Source organism: Allofrancisella heilbronnii, assembly GCF_000710735.2.
Classification (GTDB): domain Bacteria; phylum Pseudomonadota; class Gammaproteobacteria; order Francisellales; family Francisellaceae; genus Francisella; species Francisella frigidaquae.
The window spans coordinates 1,588,695-1,610,086 of sequence record NZ_CP144673.1; the positions used below are offsets into that span (position 1 = coordinate 1,588,695).

Consider the following 21,392-nt stretch of genomic DNA (forward strand, 5'->3'; position numbering starts at 1 on the left):
TTCATGCCAGAGTTTTATATACTTTATATTTTACCACAACTAAAATATTTGTTTTAAATCCCTCGCCAATATTTAAAAACAGCTTTGCTAAGCTCAAGTAACATTCCTTTGCCATCTATAGCTTTGATACCATTGTTTTGACACCATTGCGTAAAGACTGTACCAGTTTCAGAATACATAAGATCATAAGCTAGAGCCTTTTCATTAAAATTTTCTACAGTTAATGGTAAAAACTCTTTAGATATACTTGACGATGTTGAATTTATGACTATATCAAAACATTTTGAAATATTTTCAAAATCTTCAATTTCAATATCACATTTATATTTAAATAGACTTTTAATAACTAAAGCTTTTTCTTTAGTGCGGTTTGTTATAGTTAAGGATTTAGGTTTTTCTTTTATAATTGCAGCTACCACAGCTTTAGCTGCACCACCTGCCCCTACTACAAGAACATCTTTATTCTGAAAACCTACTTTATGGTTGTTTTTTATATCATTAACTATTCCCAAACCATCGTAATTTAAGGCAATCATTTTACGATCAGGTGTAAATATAACATTACTAGCTGCTTTAACGTCTTTTGCAATATCGCCCGCATCATCACATAGTTCAAAAACTCTTTCTTTATGGGGAACTGTTACACTTAAACCTTTTATTTGCGGGTTAGCTTTAAACTCTTTGATTTTTTGCTCTAAGTCTTCTGGTGCAATTTCTATTGCCGTAAAAAGCATGTCCTGGTTGTACTGTTTAGCTAATTCCATTTGGATTTTAGGGGAAAGACTATGTTTAACTGGATAGCCTATGACATGATATAAATCTTGCATATCAATTAAAACTGGTACTCTATTAGTTTTTAATTATAGCATGCAGACATGTTTATAAAATTGGTTTTTACTTAAATTTAGTCTACAAAAGAATCTCTTGCTAAAGATAGAATACATATCATATAGTTAAGTCTGTTAAATCTTCCCAAACATCTCTTATCTGATTCTAGAAACTTTTTATACTATTTGTATATTTATTTTTATGACTTCCTAGCAAATAAAGTCGTAACCTATAATCATTTAGGACAATAGCCCCAAATTTTTAAAAACTCATCAAAACTTTCTCTAAAAGCAGCAATAATCTCTTTCCTATCAGTTAAATACTTAGACACTATTATAAGTTGCTCTTCCATAAATACATCTGAAGTTAATCCCTCTATTTTGGCTATTCCTTCTTTTCCTTCTAATAAAATGTTTGCTGCATGTTCCGGTAGAATACAAATCCCCAAACCACTTTCTATAAATTTGACTTTAAGGGTATCATCCTCAACAACATATTTTATATTATTTATAGGGTAGCTTTTATTTTCACTACCACTTTCAAAGCCAAAACTATGATTAACCATCTCATCACGCCTAAATACAAAAGGTGCTTTAGAAACGCTATTTGGGTCTGTAAGTTTATTTGCTTCAATATACTCTTTTTTCGCATAGAGGTTAGAATGTATAGTGGTTGAATCAATTGTATAACAAACTATCCATCGGTCTTGGTCAATTACATGTAAATCCCTAGAATTTATAACTGCAATGTCATAATTATCTAATTGATAATGGTAACTTTTGTTTTGATATAAAAAATAGCTATCAAAAGTAAATGTGTAAGCTGGATTTATTTCATTTAGCTTAGGTAAAACATACGGAATAGTAAAATTTAAACCAGCACGAGTACTTAAGACGCGTATAGAGAAAGAGTTGTCTAAACCTTTATATTTCACTCTATTAATAATACCTTCAAGGTCAAAATACAACTTATGACACGAATGATAGTATTTCATCCCATTTTTAGTTATAACTATCTTATTGTGGACATTTTGGTAAAGGTTTATATCTAAATACTTTTCTAAAGCCTCAAGCTTACTCTTAACTGTATTTAATTCTACAGAATAAAAGTTTTTCACAGCAGTGTAGGACCCCATTTCGACTAACGCTATAAAATATCTTGTAGCTTCAATAATATTTTTATCAACCGCTTGTTTCATTGCAACTCTCCAAATCACATAGTTATAAAATAGATTATAATAGTTATGTGTTTATTTCGCAAAATTTATTGGTCAAAATTATTATTTGATGAACTGTGAGTTTAAAATTAAAAACCGGAGTAATCGAAATAGTTTTACTATTTTATAACCTTTTGCTATTTATTTAGAGAGTGAAAATTTACATACTTTTTAAATAATCCGTGCGAATTCCTGTACACCTTTACCTTTTTTAGTTATTTATGCAAATTTTTTCTCTTATTTTTGATTCCTTATAAAACTTTGCTAACTCAAAATTTAGGTCTCTTAGCAATATTTCTTTGAATACCTATCCTTTTACCTAGTTTCTTTACAAAATTAAGAGTCATATGCGAAATGTATTCTTGTCTATTAACGCAAAATCTAAAAACTTTTACAACAACACATAAAAAATTATTCTACAGAATTGACAATTCTACCCAATATGAGAAACTTGATACATGGTCGAATAAAAAATGAAAGCTATTTAATAAAATTTAATAAAATATGGGTGTAAAATACATCATCTGAGGAAAACGACATGGCAGATATCCCAAAAATCATATCAGAAGACGCTTTAATTGAGGCTTTTTTAAAAGGCATCTCTAATTTTAATGAATTATATAAACTACAGAGCAACAAGAACATTATTAGTAGTAATATAGGCAACCTTTTTTTGCAAAAAAACCAAAGCGTACACACCAATAATATTACTTCAGTGGAAGTTGAAAAAGCTAATAATATTAAGGCTGCTTTAATTCGTATGCGTGATCATGATAATGACCGGGCCGCTTTGAATGAATTTTTTAAAAATTTCGGGAATACTCTTCTTAATCTAAGTAGTAATAAAGAAGACGATAATAAAAGAAGATTTATAACCTCACACTACTCATTCATTGCTCTAGCAGTATTCCACAATGCATGTATAGTAACAAATAAGTATAATGATTATTTAAATATGGGTGATCTACTGAAATGCTACCTTACCCCTGATACTCTACAACCTAAGGTCACTAAAAATCTTTTTAATGCTGTAGGAAAGTCCTTAAATAATGTTTACAACGATAAATATTTGGATGATAATAATGTAGATTTTGATTACAGATCAGTCATGCAAGTAAGTGATACTGATAAACTATGGGCCTTCTTATGTGGAGAACCTCAATTTAGAAATAAAATTAAAGCACTACTTGGAAATGAAAAATACGACCATTATACAGATCTAAATAGAAAAATCGAACGGTGTATACAAAATAAAGACATTGTAGATAATCATCTTGATGAAGTAGTCAGCGAAGCCGCATCTAAAGCTATAAAAAAATCTTTTAATAATATAACAGATACTTTTAAGATCAAACAGTTAATCTGTGAAGCAATTATCGCCTACCAAGGAAAATACCACGAAAAAACTGGCTCTCCTCCTACAGGGTCTGGAGCAATTAACATAGCAAAAGGTAAAGCTCAAACTTTTGCTTTTGGTTCTTTGGAACCACATATAGGTGATGAAATTACTTCCTTAATGGGTGGCTCAAATCCCACAGAATCTTTAAAAATCCTGCAATCAATATTTCCACCAGGTATTATTAGCAAAATGGCATCAGGGTTAATTGCAGAATTATTGGCAATAGCAACAACATCAAAGGGATATGGCGTTATTAATCGACATGGGATAACAGGGCAAACTCGAGCAATTTTACTAAAATTCTATATAGAAATGCTAACAACGCACCTTAATAATAGTTACGATTATACCTTCTCATTAACAAAAGATGAAGATATTATATCTTACTGTAACAATATAGCCGGCATTAAAGATCTATTTATAGAAAGCTATAAAAATGCTGCTGTTTTGCTTCCAAACAAGAAACAAAATGGTAGCTTTTACTACTATCTGGAAATGTATGCTAACCCATCTAAAAACTATGAAGGTGTCACCATATCCAAAGCAACTATGAATGCGTGGAATAAAGATAAACTTAAGACTCACTATAAGACGGATAATAATCAACTACTCCTATAAACTTATTAACCGATATCAAACAACTTAGGAAAATGTTAACACGCTTTGGCTTTGTAATTAAATGTTACTTATCCTTTAACTTTTTGTTCAGCTTTACCTTTACCCTAAAAAAATCTTGTGATTGATGACGTTTTATAAATTACATATGCTAAAGCAGCTGAGGCTCCAAAAAGCATCGTTACATCAGTAGGTGTGCCATTGGTGTGAATTATATCTATTAATTCATCATTTATAGGATTGTTATGTAAATAACCTCCATGTTCTTTAATAAAGCTACTAATCTCACCGATTTCAGCCCCAGAGGTATTAATATTTTTTTTATACTCTTTAGTGTCTGCCAACAAAGATATTAGCTCCGTTAGCAAATGCAATGATCCATTAGAATTAAAGCCTGGGGTGATAGATATCTTCCTTTTAGCGGCAGATAAAAACTCGCTATCTCCGTTATTCCTTACAAAAGTGTAAATCAACTCATCCAAAGCTTTGCTTGGGTTTATTTCATAAAGCAATACATTCGTAGTTTTATTTAAAAAACCACAAACAATATTCTTAAATTCTTCATTAGTATTAAAGATAATTTCTCCACATATTTCTAAATAGCATTCTATCGCAGAGGAAATAGAGTTTATAAAAACACACACTAAAAATGCTTTATGAATATCTAATAATGCTTCTAATGATTGTTGGTCAAAATACTGCTTTTTCTTTAGCCCTGAGTGGTGATATGACTTATCAGGAATCAAATTTCCATTTAAAGGGAGGGCAAAATTTCTCGCCCTTAATTGTGTTGTGGTGTATCCTGTAATCTTTTTACTTAAAGCGTACTTTTTAATATTATCTAGTTTCAATAACGCTTTATTTAAAGTGTCTTCACATTTAGATAAAAAGCTAATTACTAAATCTTCTTTACTGGGTTTTTTAATTTTGTTAAAAATTAAACGATTCATCCCACCTGATGGTATATGATTATTAGGTTGCTTTTTATTGATTAAATCATCAATAATATGCATGTTTGAAATCTCTCTAGAGGTATTAAAAATAAATTCTATTAACTCTTGGTAGCGACCATCATGAGCGTTCTGCAGTTCATCTGATGTTATAATAGTTAGTATTATTTCATTATTGTATGTAGCTACTCTTTTTATATCTTTAAATTGCTTCACTTTTCCGTAGTTATAATAATTTAACATAGATTCTTTTAATACAAGAATAGATTCCTTTTTAACTTGTCTTATTACTTCAATAAACCTTTTTGATCTCCCTTGATAAAAATATTCATCAGTTTCTAGATTTGTATAAAATTTGATTCGCTTAGCTATTTCTAGTAAAGCATAATTAGAGTATTGATATCTACATAATTTGCTCTTTATCCACTCTAACTCTATTTGCGCCACAATACCTCTTATAATATCTGGAGAAGTAAGCCATTCCGAGTCATGTGAATGAAAATAGTTTTGAAATACGTTTGAGATAGTTATTGCAAGAGATGTAAATTTTCCATGAGGGTCTTCTATCAATTTTGACCTACCTTCAAGTCGTGCTTTTTTAAGGTTTTCTTGTGTTAAATCGTTTGAATAACTGTACCATCTTTTTGGTCCAAATTCCCCGATTAGAAAAAAACTAAACATTCTATGAGGTGTTAAGTCAATTCCATATTTTTCTTTATCTACATAAATATTACTTTGTTCATAGTACTTGAATATACGGTTTAGCGTATTAAATTGGTTTTCATTTAATTTTGCCATAATTTGCCTCTTTATTTAAATCTATATCTTATAACAAAGACTTAACTAGGTTTATTTTACATAGAGATTATTTAAGCAATAAAGTATGAAACATTAATGTTAATGTTCTCATCCAAGGCGTTAATATCTATATTTTCTTCACCTATTTTAATATTATCAATTTGCTTTTTAGTAAACTGTACTTGCTCAAGAAAAACCTTCATAGTATCGTAAATTACTTCATTACTTCCATTTACCCACTTTTGGATTTTCTCATTCATATTTGGGTTTATATTTTGATGGTGATTATTATAACCTTTTATCCTCATACCGAATAAAGATAAAATAGAAAATATATCTTTATTATTTTTTGCTGATATAAAAAATTGTTTAAAGTCTAACAACTCACCTTTACTAATCATATCGTTCTGTATACATATACTTTCAGACTCTTTAAAAATATTAGAAACATAAGATGATTCGCCAACGTTTAATTGATTAAAAATAGAATTCATTTCTCTACATTTGTGAGGTATAGGCGATTCTTCAATTAAATAATCTTTTACTTTTGACATATTATCTCTGGTATGGTTTAGCACTTTTTGAATATCAGTTGAAAGATTTATAAATAGTTTAGTTAAATTTTCCCGAGACTGCTCACCGTGGTGTATATAGAAATCTTTATATAGTTTGAGCTCAATTAAAATGGTTGAAATAATAATATAGTTTCTAAGCAAGTTTATTAAGGGTATTATAAAATCTTGGATCATTTTAGAAAATTTACGTTTATCTGATCTTTTTTGTAACACCTCATCGATAAATCCCGACTTTATAGAACCATCGATTAAATTGCCTAGCGATGAAGATATTAAAAAGCCATTACAAAAATATGCCAATAACAAATCTGAAAATACAATACCTTTTAAACCATTTTTATTACCTATAAATATATTCTGATCCCTTAGATCTCGTGATTCTTTAGACATGTATTTTCCCGAGAGTTCTTTATATACGCAATTTTTTGCAAAGTCGTCATAGCTTTTACAAATATTGGCTGTGATATGTCTAATATGATTATGCGATTCGGTAATATCTTTTAAATTATAATTATTAGTGCCAATAGAAATAAATTTTATGTGAAATTCTCTTTCTATTATTTGGACCAATTGTTTCGTGAACCTCACCATATTTAAATATCTATTTTTGCTTTTATTTTCTGATAAAGAAAATGCGCCAAGCATCGTTTGGTTTAAATAAACTTTAAGATGATTAATATCTAAATCATTATTTTCCTCTTCTTCAAGCGAGAGTATGTCACTAGATGTGAAGTAGAGAAAGAGATATTCGCGATATGTTGTTAATATATTAATTAAACTTCCTATTTTCTCTACATGGCTTTGGTTAATAAAATCTATTAGAAGTTCAAAAATTAAAATTCTGATTTCTTCATATATCTTCTTAAATGTGTTTGCAAATTCTGTACTTAGAATCCCTGCGTAAAAAAACCTCTCACAATAACCAAGTTGTTTATAAAGCAAACATCGAGACATAATTTGCTTCATTGAGCTAGGTGTCATATCAGATTGGCTTAATGCCAAAATTGCATCAATGTTTTCATATATGAGTAAATACCTAACCAGGTCAGCTCTATGGCCAATGGATCTATTTACATATTCTCTCAACAGTCTACACAAGTGCCTTAACACGGTTTCTGTTATTTTATTATATTGTGAATAAGGGTTATTACTATGAAGATGCAGTTTGAACTTTGCAATTTTCCTTAAAGCATCAATATTAGCAATTTCATCGCTCATATAATATTCGGTAGAAAAACATTTTTTTCTTGCTCCACCTACTTTATATTTTTCTGGAAAATCCAAGCCTAACTCTTTATATAAGTTTTGCATTTTTAATAAAATTTGATAATCATCTTTTGATATTTGGCTCATATAAGTAGTTTGAACGTCAAAATTTACAATATATCATACTTCTTATATTAGTAGTATGATATATAAAATCTAATACTCAAAATTAGAAGTTGCTGTTTTAAATTTTTTGTACAAATTATCAGAAAATAATTTATGTACTATCGCTACTTTATCATCAATAAATCTATTTGAAATGTCATCTATGTCAATTCTTGTACAAACACAATAGTGCCAGAAAATGAATCTCAGTGAAAATTCGCTTTCAGTCCTCCAAAAGCAAGTTAGTGCTGCTCTGCTAAGAATCTGAAGCTCAGAAACTTTAGAGTAATCAATAGCTTTATATTTAATTCTGGGTATAGTTGAAGTTATCGCTTTTCCATATTGATAATATTTATCAATATTACTTTTGTCACCTAGAGCATCCTCTACCTGCTTAAGAAAATTATCAACACTATTATTAGAGTTTTGGTAATTACTATTTAGTAAATAATCTAATGATTGACATTGACTATGTCGAATTATTTGATTCATTCTAAAAGTGTTATTTCTGCGTTCAAATACTGCTTTACCATTGTGAATAACTTTTTTATAATCTAAAGATTCTGTGGCTAAATCCATACCTTCTAGACGAACCCTATTTTGTTGATCATTAATCCTTGTCACAGTGTCAATTTGTTGTCTTAAATTTCCTAAACGTTTATCCTCTGCCGTATTATTTATAAATCTACGTTTAACTCCAACTTTTTGTGCCTGGGCTAATGAAACTCTAAGTTTTTTGCAATCACCAGAAATTTTGTCAAGTAATCTTCTAATATTAGTACTTTGAGTTCGGTAATATATCAATAAACTATCAACTTCATTAAATGAATCAAACACTTTGCTGCAAAAGTTACTGGTACTATTATTAATTTTTTCAATAGGAATTTTACCACTTAATGCTATACGCCTTTCTTCTATTACTAATGTCTCCTTGAAAATTGTCTGAATAGTTAGATAAGAATCTGCTATTTTCCTTGATACTTCATCAGGTTGTGTAATGACAGAATTATTTTTGTTTTTAGCTTGGGTTTTTATTTTATCATCTGTAGCAGCATTCATAACAGAGACATAGTGACTTTCTAAATTACTAAAACGATTTTGAAAAAAAGATTGCCTAATTTTCATAACCTCATCAATATCTTTTATATTTACAACGTAATTTAATGCTTCAGATTTTTTTTGAAACTCTTTATAAAGATTCATTATATAAGCATCAACTTTATTGTCACGAGCTGTACTAATAAAATTGAGCTTATTAACCATTAGCAGTTCAAATAATGAATATGACCCTATATACACACCATTCATTTTTGAAAACAGAAAAAGCACCATGTCAACAATATCAACGCAGATTCTAGAAGGCATGCCAGTAGGTTTGTATTTAATAATCCCATTTAACATCTTACATATTAAGACTTGGAGCATCAAATTATGATTAAGAGCAACACCACCAATTTCAAGACCTTTTTTAGTATAATCATAAGTCTTTTTAACGCTCTTACCAGCATCCGCAGCCATACCAACTACAGCACAACTGCCAAAATCCAGCCCAAGTAAACAAACTGATAAACTAACACCAATTAAAGTGCCCCAACAATCAGGAATAGTTAAATCAAGAGCAAATGCCCCTATTTCTCCAAGCCCTATGCTTTTAAGCAAATCTAAAGCTGACTTTCCTGAAATATTTAAAATCTCAGCTAAGATACTAGTTAAGTCAAAATTATTAGCAAATATGACCTTTGCCCCTTCATTAGCATTCTTAACTAACTCGTAATAATCTAATACTTTTGAATCTCCTACTATTGACCAAAATTTTTTCGCTGTAGCATGGCCGATGCGTTTGTTATCACTTAATTTTTTTAATAATCTGATACCATTTTTGATAGAATTAGGCTGCTCCTCAGCAAGCAAAATAGCAGGATAAGCCTTTAAAGATGCTGTTACACCCCTAAGATAATGATCAATAGGGTTAGATAATAAATTATGATAATTTTTTTGTAAAAAAGGTGTATGGGTTTTCTTACTAAATTCTTTCATGCTTTAAAACTCAATATTTACATCTACTTATGTTATATGGTATAAAAAAACTTGTTGTAACGATATTATTTTTGGTAACCTTTGTTTAATTTAGGCAATAAATAGTGCAAGCAATTATTGCAGCCAAATCATTTAATTTTTCATCTGCTGCCTCTTGAATTAATACTACCTAATAGCGTTTTTTCTTGGTAAAATTAAGCTGTATCATAAAACAATGGAGATAGAATTATGAAATGTTGCTTTAAAGAAAATCCTGAATGTTATAAAAAAATGGCTAAATGCGCTTTAGCAGTCTTTTTAGCTATTTTAGGGGTTGCTGTAGTATTAAAGATAATTACTTTAATCCTAGCTATATTGCCAGGTTCCAGCTATGGTAATGCTTGGTTGGTTGTTATAGCTGCAGTTATCGTATTGTTTGCTTATAAATACTATAAAAAAGATAACTGTGATTCTGAATCTGCTTGCCCTTGTCATGATACTGACAAAGCTTGTAACGAGGAAAATAAAAAGCCTAAGGATAAGAATAACGAAAAAGCTAAGCAATCAAAAGATTAAATAAAAGGAGAGGCTATAAATGATATTTGGACCTTAGTTGGTTCCAACGTTACATTTAAAAGGATATAAAGAGCTTTTAAAATGACTAAAAAATAGGACTGGTACAGTCATGATAGTTACCTGAATACGCCTATAAAAGATATCAGAAAAAAGTTTAATATAAAGATTATCAAGCCTTAGATTTTCTCAATTTTTAAGTTACATAACAAAGAAACAAAGATTGTTGCCAAAATTATTTAGTTTTATTTAATGGTGAATACCCAATTATCTGCAGCATAAGGTTTCCCAGCATAGTGACAAAAATATTGTCTTAGGAAACTACTATCATATTCTTTCTTGATTGATCTATATAGCTCAACCATATCCATATTTTTATTATTGCGAAGATAAATCTGATCTATAAAGGCAAGCACTAAAAATCCACAATCATTGTTTTGCTGAAATGATTCTGTAAGACAAACTAATTGATAACGTTCTATCCCTAACACTTTGATTTTAGATTTAGCCCACTCAGCTCGATTACCGTTTAATGAGTCAAAAAAATAAAGCCTTTTATTTACAGTGTCAACCATAAATAACATAAAGTGCCAGTTTCCAAAACTAATTGGTAAGATAATTAAGCTATCTTTTGAAACTGCTACTAATTGGCTAATCTCAGTTAGTATATTCCCTTTTTCAATTTCATCACTTAGTATCGTTCGGCAAGGTTTTATTATAAACTTGTCATCTTGATTTAAGTTAATAACTCCTTCCTGGTGCCTTTTGCCAACGCAAATATCAATAAATCCATTAGAAATAAAGGATGCGCGTTCCACATTATGACTAGCGATATCTTGAACAATATCAAGAGCCATAGAAGCTCGCAATTCTGGTGTAAGTAAGTTTAAAGGAGCTAAATTTTGGCTAATTGAGAGTACTAATGCGTTATTTATACCAATATCTAATGAACTGTCATTCATAGAGCTAAATTTTTCTTTACCATCATTCGAATCTTTTTTGTTTAAATGTTGCTCAAAACTACTTTGATTAACAGTAGACACTCGTCGAAACTCAAAATCTGGCTTAGAAAGCTTAATTTGTTTGGTTTTTTCTGCTATATATTTAGATAAATCTTGATTTAAAAACGCATATAGGCGTCGCACGCTATCATTGCGTTTACTATTCTTTTGTAAACGCTTATTTGCAACTGCTATGATGTGTTGAATTTGTTGGTTAGCATTAGACGACCCTTTAGAAATTATTGTTTGAATTTCTTTAATTCCTTCAGCAAGATTGTTCGTCGTATAAAGGTAATCAATTGCAGCACCGAACCCTAAAGATGCGACATGCCACCATTTAAACTTGTACAGCCCATGGTAGTTTTGGCTTCTTTCAAGGATATCCTGATATATGATAGTAATAATTTGGTTATACTCATAACATAATAATCCACATGACAAAACTGTATTCTCATTGTATTCAGGGAATATAACATGTTTTGTTAAATATAATTCATAGGAATCAACTGCACGCTTTAGATCTTTAAGTTTAAAGCGCTTTGTGCTTTTACTATCAAATATGGTCTTTAAAGCCTGAGCTTGTTTATCTTTTGGATTAGAAAGACGCTTATTGAACTCTTGATCATTTGCTAAGTTGTATATAGCAAATAAATCTGAACGCGATAATATAATAAAATTATCATTATCTTTCATAAAGGTATAAATATATTCAAGTTCATCGTAGACTTTGGTGAAACGCTCAATCAAGCTAAATTCTCGGTATGAACTATCAAAGAATTTTACTTTATCAAAAGATCTAACCTTAAGGCTTGCAATACTTTCTTCAATAAATAGTTGCAAAAAATGAAGGTCAACACCATTATCTTCTTTAAAACGATTTGTTTCAGGAGCTGACGAAAATATAACATATAAATTAATAATTTTGATATTTAGTTTCAAATCTGAAACTACTTTATCTAAGTAGGTGGTCTTAAAGTCAGTGTTAACTGCTATTTGAAAATCTTCCAATAATTTATCTAGAAATTGATCAAAACGTTCCTTATTTTTTTTATCATAGTGATCACCGAATATTCTAATAATACTATCCATGTAGTATTCGCACATGCTAGTGAGCATTTTCAAGAAAAAATAAAACTTATTGCTGGTATCACGCGGCACGATTTCTCTACCTGTCTCATGATCGTGAGTAATTCCTAAAATTTCACGGTCTTTCTCATAGCTTGATCGGAAAGCAAGCTGAGTATCGCTCTGTAACGCAAGTTGAAAATTTTCATTCTTGTTAACATTGCCAAAACTTTCAAGCTTCGGTAGATTTTCATAGCGTGTAATTACTACTTCATCATTGCGAACAAACGTTTTGGTCAAATAATATGCCAACATATCAATAAATTTTCTATTAGCCTTAAATGGTTTTAATCCTGTAATTAAGCGTTGAGAAAAACATGCGATATCAAGGTAAACAAGCTTTTGATATAAACAGCTAAAAACTTCCTTTGATTGTAATAAGTTTTCCCTACATTTTGATTTACCTGTCGCTTTGGTAACTGCTTCTACGTTTAGCATTCGGTCAATATTATCAATAGTGGATTTAATTTGCTCAAGATTTAGCCTAGTTTTTTCTGTAAAACAATTTATAAGGAGCTGACTTTTTTCCTTTAAAAAATCATTTACGTCCTTCTTTATAGACTCTGTTGTTTTATATTGTTGTAACTTCTCAAGTAACTTCAGTAGGCTGTTATAGTCATTATCTAAATTAACTAATCTAAGAATTCTTCCCATACTATTGACGCCTGTTCTGCGCCAAGCTGCAAAAATGTCTGAAGTATAAAGCCCTTTAAAGCTTTCAACTTTAGCTCGTGTTCCAGTTAAAAATTTATCATTATAACTTTTTATAAATACCACCATTGCAATTGCTGTAAGTGCTGGAACCCCACCCAATTCATATAACTGTGTAAGTTCATTTTGGACTTCTTGAAACTCTTGATGTGTAACAATTAACTCAAACTGGTATTGACCACTTGCTTGATAGGCTAGAGTGTGTGTACCTCGATCTACACTAAAAAGTGTAAACCCAGTTCTAGTACGTTCACAGCTTTTCATAAATTCTATAAATTGAGAGCTTATTTCTAAATTTTCTTTTTTAATATATTTATCTAGCATTGCATTAAAGGATACTGATTTAAACGCTGAGTGTGTGAAAATACAGCTCTCAATAATTGCAAACTTTTTAAATGCTAAATAGTAATTTTCACTGCTTGGATCAATAGCAAAAATCGCCATATACTTCAACAACATTGCTTGCGCGGATTGCTCAAGATCATTATAAATTGCACCAAAAGCATAACTTAGATACACCAAATCTTTATGGAGCATCTCAAATGCAACTCCGTTAACTTTCTCAAACCCTAAAAGATAGCCGCTAAGAGTATTACCAAAGTTCTCAAAAAATAAAACAAAAGACCTTAGCTTATACCACTCGCTGTATATTGTTATTAACGGATATAATGGATGGCGATGCGTTTCTCTCTTTGCAAGCTGATATTGTTTATTTAAACTAGTTGGAGATGAATAACAAAATTCTTCCAAGCAGTTTTTAGTAATTGGAAGAATTTCACTATGGAAATCTAAAAATAGGTGTTTAATTGTTTCTTGATCACTTTTTTGGACATTATTTTCACTACATACATCACCTAGTAATTTAAGAGGATTCATCTGGATACTTGCAATCATCTTTGCTTTAGTTGTAACTAAGCCACGAATAGCTTTATCATCATAAACTGTTCCAGTATATATTTCGTCATAAATCTTAGATAATTCATCATATCTTGCTAAAGTAGCTGACATTATTTTATGATATACCAAGCAAGAGAAACTATCCCTTTTATTGTTTAATCGCAACATCAACTCATCTAATGCGCTACACCACTGTTGGAACCTAGGGAGCTTTCTTGTATTAAGAACGGCTTCTTTCGGCAAAAGTAACTTATCTTTAATTTCAATATCTAGCTTTGATAAGCGCGTACCTAACTCATGAAGCATAGCAACTGCCAAGTTTAGTTTAGACATTAAAATAGCTTGTTTTAAACTGACATTTAACGTTTTACGCTTATATTCTTTCAGCTTTTCAGCATTTTTTTTGATTTGCTCAAGCTCTTTAAAATACTCATTTGTCTTTTTTTGTATATTCTCAGCATTACACAAAACCGATTTTAATTTTTCATCTATGGTACTTGGCGCAGTTATTGGAAACTCTGGATACAGATCTTTACTGATGATGTAATAACTTTCAGGTTCACGTGATTGTTCTGAAATCTTATTGTGTACCTCTGCATAATTTTTAGAATCAGCAAAGTAACTTAATACATAGTAAAGCATTTCATAGTAATAACCATCTTCAAACCTTTTTCCTCTTAGCTTAGAGCTGATTTTTTTAGGCAATCCTGATTGCTCGTAACGTTGGTCAAGCCTTTCTAAAAATGCTGCTTCAGCATTATTATTTTCTTCAATAATTTCGCTAGGCATAAGTAAGCTATACAGGTAATAAGGTGCATTTTCCGAGTCTTTTATTTGCTCTAGTGCATAGGTATAACCGTTCTCCTTAACTGCTAAAGTGTGCACAGCTTTTAAAAGCGTAGCTAATGGTTTAGCGCTGTAAAAAGCCTGAACCAAAGAGTAAGCATATAACAAAACGCCCATACCATTAACAGAAGTGTTTTTTTGTTTTGTTGATGCTTCTAAATTAATCTTTGTCACTAGGTCTTGATGATACTGTTGTAACAAAATAGATGCCTTAGTTCTTGTAAGAGGGTTTTCAAGCTGCTTAAGCAACTGTTCTAAAGTAATTTTTGAAACCCCTTCACCAAGGACAATTGGTTCAAGGCTTTTTAAAGATGAGATAAATTTTACTAAACTTGTCTCTGCTGATTCGTATATTGGCTCACCATCTTTACCCAAAATTTTTACTAATGATAGCATAGCCAGCAAATCATCTTGCATATAAACAATGCTAACTGCCTTGTCTATATATTCAAAGTCATTCATTATTATCTCCTTCTTGGATTTTGTTGCATACTTAAAACTTTTAACCAATCTCTAAATCTGGTTATGTTGTGCTGTTTAAAAATATTGGCTGACAAACTGATGATTGAATAAGACAACTCTATGTTACTTAAGCTGTCTAAAATATTCATACTTTATGATCCCCAATTTAACAAGAAATTATATGTTATAAAACGTCGTTGTCTTGTGATATAAAAATTAAACTGAACTTCGGTATCCCGCATTTTTATTTAGCCAGAGATTTTTATTTTTCAAACGGTTTTATACACTTTGACATTTAACCATACACGCTAAAAACATTATTTTATATAAGGTATTTTTGATAGACAATATCTTTTTTTAATAGAAACTGTGATAATAAGTGTTCGATAGATTTCATTATTAGTGTCACTTTAAGGGAAGAGGACTAGAGTTTTACTGTTATAACGTTAGATTCTGAAAATAGGTGTGCGTCTCCAGTAGTAAGAGAAAAATTAAACATCATTAGGATATAAGTACTCATTCTTTGCTACACTTTATGGCACCCTCAGCTCACTTAAAATCACTAATATCATCTAAGTATAGATTAATACAATTGGCACAAATTTTAACTTCTAGTAGGTTTTCATCCGTTTTTTTCTTTGAAGGAGTAAAGCTATTCTTTGTAGCTAGTCTGATGTGTTTATCAATTATATTTTTTCTAAAGGTACATCTATCACATATTGACTTACCACAAACCCTACAATGGTGCCTATGAAATAGTTTTAATTTTGTTTTTTTACAACACCTACAAATAGATGAATTTCTTTCCCATGCATATTTAGTTTGATCTTCATATATAAGATCAAATATGTATAAGCTCAAATCACTATTAGTTTTTCTTAAAGTTAGTTCTGTAGTTTGAAATGAAATATGGGTATATATAAATAGTGGAGTAGGAGCACCATCACTACGCAGCTCAATTACGTTATCTTGAACTGTTACACTATATTCTTTTAAAAAAGCTGTTATTTTCTCAATATCTTCTACATAATATTTATCAATAGATCCTGGGATAATATAATAGTATTCCAATTTTTGGATATTTTTTTTAGATATCTTTTTATCTATACTGTCTAAATTTTTATATCCAAATCCGCCACATTGTAAGTGAGCAGCAAATAGAATGACCTCATCAACGTCTGTTTCATCTAAATAGCATATCAATAAAAATGCTACACAGGTGAATAAAGGTCCAATAGCTATAGAGCTCTCATTAGGGTTGCTTATATTTCTAAAAACGTATTCTCTGTCTATAACCAATATGTCGTCAAATTCTGATAGTAACTTTATAATTAATACTCCGCTAATTAGTTACTTATATAAAATACATTTTACCATATTTGGTAGCGATATAATTTATATTTTACAGCGATAGCTCCGCTCTGGAATTTAAATTATACACGGTAACAAATAAATACCTACAAATTCAAGAAAAGACTGGTTTTAAATATTCAACATTTACTTCTTTTTCGTTTAAAATAGTCACAAAAAGCCTAAAGAAGTAAAATATGGAAACGATATTAGCAAAAATTGTTGAAGCAAAAAGAAAATGGCTTTTTGCAAAAAAGAGATTATTCCCTCTAGAAATTTTTAAAAATGGAATTGTCAAAGCAGATAGGGATTTTTATAAAGCTTTGGAGTCTGAAAAAGCTGTATTTATATTAGAGTGCAAAAAAGGCTCACCTTCCAAAGGAATTATCCGTAAAAAGTTTAATCTTAATGAAATAGCTTCTGTATATAAAAATTATGCTAATGCTATCTCTGTACTTACAGATGAAGAATTTTTTATGGGAAGTTTTGCAAACTTAGAAATAGTTAGAAACCAAGTACAACAACCTATTTTGTGTAAAGATTTTATTATAGATGAATACCAAATATATTTAGCTAGATATTATAAGGCAGATGCTATTTTATTAATGCTTTCTGTGCTTGGAGATCAAGAATATAAAAAATTAGCAAAAGTTGCTAATAGATTAAATATGGGTATCTTAACAGAAGTAAGTAATGAAGAGGAACTGCAAAGAGCTATAAATCTAAAAGCAAAAGTTATAGGTATAAATAATCGTAACCTTAGAGATTTATCTATAAATTTAAACACAACAAAAATACTAGCCCCTAAAATACCAAAAGGAGCAATTATAATTTCTGAGTCAGGTATTTATAAAAACAAAGAGGTTAGAGATTTAAGAAATTATGCTGACGGTTTTCTTATCGGCAGCTCTCTTATGGGGGAACGTAACCTAGAACTTGCTGTAAGAAAGATTATCTATGGATTTAATAAAATTTGTGGTTTAACATCTGTAGAGAATGCTCAAAAAGCATATGATGCAGGAGCTGTTTATGGAGGATTAATTTTTGTAAAAGAATCTTCTCGTTTTATAAATTATGACATCGCTAAACAGATATCTAAAAAAGTTAGATTAAATTATGTAGGTGTGTTTGCTGATGCTGATATTAATGAAGTTGTAGATTTTGCATATGGTTTAAAGTTAAACGCAGTCCAACTTCATGGCAACGAAAACCAGCAATACATAGATAATTTAAAAGCTAAATTGCATAAAAATTGTCAGATCTGGAAAGCGTACGGTGTCGGTACAGAAATTCCGAAGTTCTTAGATAATGTTGATTACCATCTTTTAGATAGCCAAGTAAATGGTAAAAAAGGTGGCACAGGCAAAACTTTTGATTGGAATCTTATAAAGGATAGAAAAAGTATAATTTTATCTGGTGGTCTAAATTCTACAAATATAGCTAAAGCAATAGAGCTCAAATGTTCTGGATATGATATAAACTCTGGAGTAGAATCTAAAACTGGTGAAAAAGATGAGAAAAAATTACAAGAAGTTTTTGAAGTAATTAGAAATTATTAAAATCCTCCTTTGACTTACCATATACGATATTTTTTAAGCCTAGAGATTTATAACTTCGTTGATTATAATCTCCTTAGAACGTCAAAAGGAGATAAAATATGTCTACTCAAAGTTTACTTATTAAAAATGCTACCGTTGTAAATGAAGGAAAAATTTTTAAATCTGACATTTTCATCGAAAATGGCAAAATAACTCAAATTGCTGCAAATATAGATAAATCAGCAGGCCAAGTTATAGACGCCATAGGATTACATTTACTTCCTGGAATGATTGATGATCAGGTACATTTTAGAGAACCTGGATTAATGCATAAAGCAGATATAGAATCTGAGTCACGAGCAGCTGTAATGGGAGGTATTACCTCTTATATGGAGATGCCAAATGTTAACCCAGCTACTACGGTAGTTGAAAGGTTAGCTGAGAAAAAAGAGCGAGCATCTCAACGTTCACATGCAAACTATGCTTTTTATTTAGGAGCTACGAATAACAATATCGATGAGCTTAAGCGCTTAAAACCAAATGATGCCTGTGGAATCAAAATTTTTATGGGTGCTTCAACAGGTGATATGTTAGTAGATAATCAAGAAACATTAGAGGGTTTTTTTGCTAATAGTCCTTTACTAATAGTGACTCACTGTGAAGATACACCTATGATTAAAGCAAATGAAGATAAAGCCCGTGAAAAATATGATGAAAACGTACCATTTGGCTTGCATCCTGATATTCGTTCACGTGAAGCTTGCTTTAAATCGTCACAATTAGCGGTGTCTTTAGCTAAAAAATATAACTCTCGTTTGCATGTTTTACATTTAACTACAGCTGAGGAAATGATTCATTTCAATAATGAGTTACCACTAGAACAAAAGCGAATTACAGCTGAAGTTTGTGCTCATCATTTATTTTTCTCACGTAAAGATTACGCTGAAAAAGGAGCTTTAATTAAATGTAATCCAGCTATAAAAGAAGAAACTGACCGTTTAGCTCTTTTAGAAGCAGTTAAAAATGACGTGATAGATGTAATAGCTACAGATCATGCTCCGCACACTTGGGAAGAAAAGCAAGGGACATACTTTAAAGCACCAGCTGGTTTACCATTAGTTGAGCAAGCACTTATTTCGGTTTTAGAGCATTATCACAAAGGTTTCTTAACACTTGAACAAGTGGTACAAAAAACGGCTCACGCTCCTGCTATAGTGTATAAAGTTAAAGATCGTGGTTTTATTAGAGAAGGTTATATGGCTGATTTAGTGTTAGTCGATTTGAATAATCCGCATACAGTAACTGATGAGAGTTGTCATTATAAATGTGGTTGGACACCTTTTGCAGGTTATACATTTAAGTCAAAAATCCATTCAACTATCGTAAATGGCATATTAAAATACCATCAAGGAAAAATAGTAAGTGATAAGAAAGGTCTAGCTTTAGAGTTTGAACATGAGTTTTAACTACGACTGTATAAAGATAATGGTTATTTATAGCTAATCCCAAAAAGCGGTATCCAAAGGAAAGGTAAAACTCAGTAACTTAGTTTTGATGACAACTTTGGTGATTTGAGTGACTGCAAAAGATAGTCATATTAATTATATCTATGTGTGTTTATAGATATTTAATAAATTTTTATAAAAACCCATTTAGTTATATTCAACAAGGTTTGCTATACTAATACAAAATACTAGTTTAGTAACTAACTTTAAGAAGAATTATATGAAAATAATGTTTTCAGCTGATGGTATTTCTAAATCTGATTTAGAAAAGACAGCCATTATTTCAAAGTATGTTGACTGTATAAAAATAGGTCATATCTTATGTTCTACTCTTTCTTTTAAAGAGATTCACGAACTTGTAGGCGATAAAGATATATTTTTAGATTTTAAGTTACATGATATTCCAAATACTGTTAAAACAGCCATTGAAAATTATTCAAAAGCTATTCCAAACTTTAAATATTTTACTTTTCATGGTACAGCTAGTGATGAGATGGTAAAAGCAGCTCTTAGTGCAAATACACAGGCTACTCCTTTAGCAGTGATTACACTAAGTAGTGATGCTAATTTTGATAAACAAGATAGTTTAGCTAAGTTTGAAAGATGTGTGAATTTAGGTGTGGAAAATTTTATATGTCATCCACATTTAGTTGCAAATGTAAAAGCAAAATTTGGCGATAAGGTTAAACTATACGTACCAGGCGTTAGACTTGAGTCAGACTCTAAAGATGATCATTTTAATGCTTTAACTCCGCAAAAAGCTAAAGAGTTAGGCGTTGACTATATAATAGTCGGAAGACCTCTATTAAAAGCTGATAATATCGTGGCTAAATTACAAGATTTTATATGAAAATTATGCAAAACCAAAATTTAAAGAAGATAATAATCTCCCCACCCTTTGGGAAGTATATTAAATTTAAAGAAACCTCTAATGTATATGGATCTTTTACAGTAAATAGACGTTGGGGTCTTATAAAACAAGCTATAAAGACTATTCGCAAAATAGAAAAAAATGCTTGGCGTAATAAAATTGGTTTACGTAATCCTGGTTTAGCAAATACAAATCCACCCAAAAGATCGCAAGATATTATTTCATTAGCTGCATTAGAAATAGCAGACTGGCATAGTTTTGCAGCAACTTTAAAAACACAAAAGTTTGCTAATCATAAAAATATAGAAATTAATATAGGTTGTCCTAATGCTAGTATCGTTGATTTTCCTGCTGAGCTTGCCTATCTATTTGAGGGTAGAAATATATCTATCAAAATGCCACCAACTATAAATATTAATGCTAAGATAAAAGAGTATGTAGCTGTTGGAATAACAACTTTTCATTTGTGTAACACAATACCTACTGAAAAAGGTGGTATATCAGGCTACCCTTTGCAGAAATATACCCTACCAGCTATAAAAGCAGCTAGAGAAGAGTTTGGCGATAATATAACCATAATTGGCGGCGGCGGGATATACACTCTAGAAGATGCCCAAAAATACCTAGATGCTGGAGCTGACCATTTATCTTTAAGTACAATTTTATTTAATCCTATTAAAGCAAGGAAACTTGTAAAAAGGTTATTGTGTATCTGAAAGCCATTATGTGTCAGAAAGATGCTCTT

At 30.5% G+C, this 21,392-nt stretch carries 13 protein-coding genes; 6 read left to right on the plus strand and 7 right to left on the minus strand.

Annotation, left to right across the window (positions count from 1 at the left end):
- Window positions 1-53: 53 nt before the first annotated feature.
- On the minus strand, window positions 54-827 hold the full coding sequence (aroE, locus tag FRA_RS07460; RefSeq protein ID WP_035720400.1) for a shikimate dehydrogenase: 774 nt from the start codon (window positions 825-827) through the stop codon (window positions 54-56).
- A gap of 236 nt (window positions 828-1,063) precedes the next feature.
- On the minus strand, window positions 1,064-2,026 hold the full coding sequence (locus FRA_RS07465; RefSeq protein ID WP_035720401.1) for a type 2 periplasmic-binding domain-containing protein: 963 nt from the start codon (window positions 2,024-2,026) through the stop codon (window positions 1,064-1,066).
- Between the two features lie 556 nt (window positions 2,027-2,582).
- On the opposite strand from FRA_RS07465, the gene FRA_RS07470 reads away from it, so the two are divergent.
- The gene (locus FRA_RS07470) at window positions 2,583-4,061 is read left to right on the plus strand and encodes a hypothetical protein (RefSeq protein ID WP_035720402.1); all 1,479 of its coding nucleotides are present in this window, start codon (window positions 2,583-2,585) and stop codon (window positions 4,059-4,061) included.
- 104 nt (window positions 4,062-4,165) lie between these two features.
- Here the strand turns inward: FRA_RS07470 and FRA_RS07475 are convergent, their stop codons facing one another.
- The 3 genes from FRA_RS07475 to FRA_RS07485 all read right to left on the minus strand — a co-directional run bounded on the left by FRA_RS07475 (window position 4,166) and on the right by FRA_RS07485 (window position 9,789).
- Window positions 4,166-5,806, minus strand: coding sequence for a hypothetical protein (locus tag FRA_RS07475; RefSeq protein ID WP_035720403.1), 1,641 nt, complete (start codon window positions 5,804-5,806; stop codon window positions 4,166-4,168).
- Window positions 5,807-5,877: 71 nt separating this feature from the next.
- On the minus strand, window positions 5,878-7,734 hold the full coding sequence (locus FRA_RS07480) for a hypothetical protein (RefSeq protein ID WP_035720404.1): 1,857 nt from the start codon (window positions 7,732-7,734) through the stop codon (window positions 5,878-5,880).
- 69 nt (window positions 7,735-7,803) lie between these two features.
- Complete coding sequence (locus FRA_RS07485) at window positions 7,804-9,789, minus strand: hypothetical protein (RefSeq protein ID WP_035720405.1); 1,986 nt, start codon at window positions 9,787-9,789, stop codon at window positions 7,804-7,806.
- 228 nt (window positions 9,790-10,017) lie between these two features.
- Between FRA_RS07485 and FRA_RS07490 the strand changes: the two genes are divergently transcribed.
- The gene (locus tag FRA_RS07490; RefSeq protein ID WP_035720406.1) at window positions 10,018-10,344 is read left to right on the plus strand and encodes a hypothetical protein; all 327 of its coding nucleotides are present in this window, start codon (window positions 10,018-10,020) and stop codon (window positions 10,342-10,344) included.
- A gap of 242 nt (window positions 10,345-10,586) precedes the next feature.
- Here FRA_RS07490 and FRA_RS07495 read toward each other — a convergent pair whose 3' ends face one another.
- Both FRA_RS07495 and FRA_RS07500 read right to left on the minus strand, forming a co-directional pair.
- Window positions 10,587-15,383 carry a C48 family peptidase gene (locus tag FRA_RS07495; protein WP_035720408.1) on the minus strand — a complete coding sequence of 1,599 codons (4,797 nt, stop codon included), beginning with the start codon at window positions 15,381-15,383 and terminating at the stop codon, window positions 10,587-10,589.
- Between the two features lie 549 nt (window positions 15,384-15,932).
- The gene (locus FRA_RS07500) at window positions 15,933-16,682 is read right to left on the minus strand and encodes an FYVE zinc finger domain-containing protein (RefSeq protein WP_035720409.1); all 750 of its coding nucleotides are present in this window, start codon (window positions 16,680-16,682) and stop codon (window positions 15,933-15,935) included.
- A 248-nt stretch (window positions 16,683-16,930) separates the two neighbouring features.
- On the opposite strand from FRA_RS07500, the gene trpCF reads away from it, so the two are divergent.
- The 4 genes from trpCF (at window position 16,931) to FRA_RS07520 (ending at window position 21,363) form a co-directional block, all read left to right on the plus strand.
- Window positions 16,931-18,292, plus strand: a complete 1,362-nt coding sequence (gene trpCF, locus FRA_RS07505) for a bifunctional indole-3-glycerol-phosphate synthase TrpC/phosphoribosylanthranilate isomerase TrpF (protein WP_035720410.1) — start codon at window positions 16,931-16,933, stop codon at window positions 18,290-18,292.
- Window positions 18,293-18,390: 98 nt separating this feature from the next.
- Window positions 18,391-19,737: a dihydroorotase gene (locus FRA_RS07510; RefSeq protein ID WP_035720411.1), complete on the plus strand. Its 1,347-nt coding sequence runs from the start codon at window positions 18,391-18,393 to the stop codon at window positions 19,735-19,737.
- A 259-nt stretch (window positions 19,738-19,996) separates the two neighbouring features.
- Window positions 19,997-20,626: an orotidine-5'-phosphate decarboxylase gene (gene pyrF / locus FRA_RS07515; protein ID WP_321174120.1), complete on the plus strand. Its 630-nt coding sequence runs from the start codon at window positions 19,997-19,999 to the stop codon at window positions 20,624-20,626.
- A 5-nt stretch (window positions 20,627-20,631) separates the two neighbouring features.
- Window positions 20,632-21,363 carry a beta/alpha barrel domain-containing protein gene (locus FRA_RS07520; protein ID WP_035720569.1) on the plus strand — a complete coding sequence of 244 codons (732 nt, stop codon included), beginning with the start codon at window positions 20,632-20,634 and terminating at the stop codon, window positions 21,361-21,363.
- Window positions 21,364-21,392: the final 29 nt, after the last annotated feature.